Annotated in this window: 2 protein-coding genes; one reads left to right on the forward strand and one right to left on the reverse strand. The window is 72.0% G+C overall.

The annotated features are described in order from the left end of the window. A partial coding sequence (treZ, locus tag ACFU99_RS39865; protein ID WP_384402507.1) for a malto-oligosyltrehalose trehalohydrolase occupies positions 1 to 1,688 on the forward strand: 1,688 nt, incomplete at its 5' end. 67 nt (positions 1,689 to 1,755) lie between these two features. Here treZ and ACFU99_RS39870 read toward each other — a convergent pair. Next, the coding region (locus ACFU99_RS39870; RefSeq protein WP_384402510.1) for an Ig-like domain-containing protein at positions 1,756 to 2,800 on the reverse strand (1,045 nt) is incomplete at its 5' end.

Raw genomic sequence — 2,800 nt, forward strand, 5'->3', positions numbered from 1 at the left:
CGGCGCCGGGCTGGGCGCGCGATCCGGCCCGCCCGGGGGGGGGGGGGGGCGGGGGGGCGGGGGGGCCGGGCGCGGGGTCGGGCTTCTCGGTCGACGGCGGCCCGGCGCTGCCCGATCCGCGCTCGCGCCGCCAGCCGGACGGCCCGGACGGGCCGAGCGCCGTCGTCGACCACGGCCGTTTCGGGTGGCGGCATCCGTGGCGCGGCCGGCCGCTGCCGGGGGCGGTCCTGTACGAGCTGCACGTCGGTACGTTCACCCGCGAGGGCACCTTCGACGCCGCGGCGCGGCGGCTTCCGCATCTGGCGGACCTCGGGGTGACGCATGTCGAGCTGATGCCCGTATGCCCGTTCCCGGGTACGCATGGCTGGGGGTACGACGGTGTGGCGCCGTGGGCGGTGCACGAGCCGTATGGCGGGCCGGACGGGCTGAAGCGCTTCGTGGACGCGGCGCACGCGCTGGATCTGGGCGTGGTGCTCGACGTGGTCCACAACCACCTGGGCCCGTCGGGCAACTGCCTTCCCGCGTACGGTCCGTACTTCACGGAGCGGCACCACACGCCGTGGGGCGCGGCCGTGAATCTGGACGCGCCGGGTTCGGACGAGGTCCGCCGCTATCTGACGGGTTCGGCGCTGGCGTGGCTGCGCGACTACCGGGTGGACGGGCTGCGGCTGGACGCGGTGCACGCGCTGGCCGACACCCGTGCCGAGCACTTCCTCGCGGAGCTGTCGGCCGCCGTGGACGCGCTGGCCGCGCGGGTCGGGCGGCCGCTGTTCCTGATCGCGGAGTCCGACCTCAACGATCCGCGGACCGTCGCGCCGCGGGAGGCGGGCGGCCATGGGGTGCACGCCCAATGGAACGACGACTTCCACCACGCCGTGCACGCCGCCCTGACCGGCGAGTCGCAGGGCTATTACGCCGATTTCGCCGCCGCCCCGACGGAGGCGCTCGTCAAGGTCCTCACCGCTGGTTTCTTCCACGACGGCGCGTACTCGTCGTTCCGGGGCCGCTCGCACGGCCGCCCCCTCGATCTGCGCACGACGCCCGCCCACCGGCTGCTGGCGTACACGCAGACCCATGACCAGGTCGGCAACAGGGCGCTCGGGGACCGGCTCGCCGCCGCTCTCTCCCCCGGGCTGCTCGCGTGCGCGGCGGCGCTCGTGCTGTGCGCCCCGTTCACGCCGATGCTCTTCATGGGCGAGGAGTGGGGCGCCCGTACGCCGTGGCAGTACTTCACCGACCATCCGGATCCGGAGCTGGCGGAGGCGGTGCGGACGGGGCGGCGGCGGGAGTTCGCGGCGCACGGCTGGGCCGAGGAGGACATCCCGGACCCGCAGTCCCCGGCCACCCGCGAGCGGTCCTGCCTCGACTGGTCCGAGCCCGGACAGGCTCCGCACGACGAGCTGCTCGCCTGGTACCGGCGCCTGATCGAGCTGCGCCGTACGGAGCCGGAGCTCACCGACCCGGACCCCGGACTGCGCTCAGGGCTGTCGGTGACCAGCGAGCTGACGGTGACGATGCGCGCGGGCCGGCTGCACATCGTCGTCAATCCGGCCAAGGGGCCGGTGGAGGTGTGGCTCGGGCCGGACGCACGGTGCACGGAGGTGGTGGCGGCGTGGCGGCCGGTGGAGCTGCGGGACGAGGGGGGAAGCGTGCTCGTACCGCCGGAGACGGCGGCGATCGTGCGCTGAGAAAGGCGGATGGCGACACCCGCGAAAGGATGCCGCCACCGTGTGACCGTACTGCCCAGGGCAGGAATCAGCCGTTGCCGCCGCCCTTGACGGCGCTGTTGGCGAGCCACTGGTCCCAGGAGAGGTTCCAGTCGCCGTAGCCGTTGCCCTCCTGGACGGTCTTCGGGGCGTTCTTCACGTCGAAGACGTCACCGGGGATGACCTGGTTGTAGAACCACTCGGCGTCGCCGTTGGTGCGCATGCCGATGCAGCCGTGCGTCTCGTTGGTGTTGCCGCCGAGCGTGTCCGCCGCCTTGTTCATGTGGGCGTATGTGCCGGACGGCGTGAGGTGCACCGCGTAGTAGTACCAGTCGTTGTACGCGTCCGAGCCGAAGCCGACCGACTGCGAGGTCATGTACACCTTGTGCTGCTTGTCCATGACCGGCATGACGCCGCCCCAGGTGTCGCGCCCGGGGGCGCCCAGGGTGACGGGCAGCGTCTTGACCTTCTTGCCGTCCTTCTCGACGGTGAGGGTGTGGGCGTCGTTGTCCGCCGTGGCGATCAGCGAGCGGCCCACGGTCCAGGTCTCGGACGCGTTCTTGACGGTGTAGTGCCGCCCGCCGGTGTTCACGCCGTTGAGGTTGGCCTTGACGGTCACCTTGGTGCCCGGCTTCCAGTACTCCTTCGGCCGGAAGTCGATGCGGGCGGGGTGATCCGCCGACCAGTCCTGCACCCAGCTCCAGGCGCCGTCCACGTGCGGACTGGTGGAGACCTCCAGGGCCTTCTGCACCGCTGCCTTGTCGGTGACCTTCTTGTCGAAGGTGACCGACACCGGCATCCCGACGCCGTACGTACCGCCGTCCGCCGTGTTGATCTTGAAATTGACCGGGTTCTTCGGCTTCAGGGTGGTGAACCCGGAGGTCTTGGTCGTGCTGTGGCCGTCGGAGTCCTTGGCCGTCGCGGTCACCGTGTACTTGGCGCCCGTCTCCAGGTGCCCGCTGCTCTGCCACGAGGTGTCGCCGGAGCCCATGGCCCCCGTGGCGGCCTTGCCGTCCGGCCCGGTGACCTTGACCTCGGTCAGCTTGCCGCCGCTGGCGGTCACCTTGACCGGCTTGTCCGTGTCGACCGTGGCG

The sequence above is a fragment of the Streptomyces sp. NPDC057654 genome (assembly GCF_042800135.1).
GTDB lineage: Bacteria > Actinomycetota > Actinomycetes > Streptomycetales > Streptomycetaceae > Streptomyces.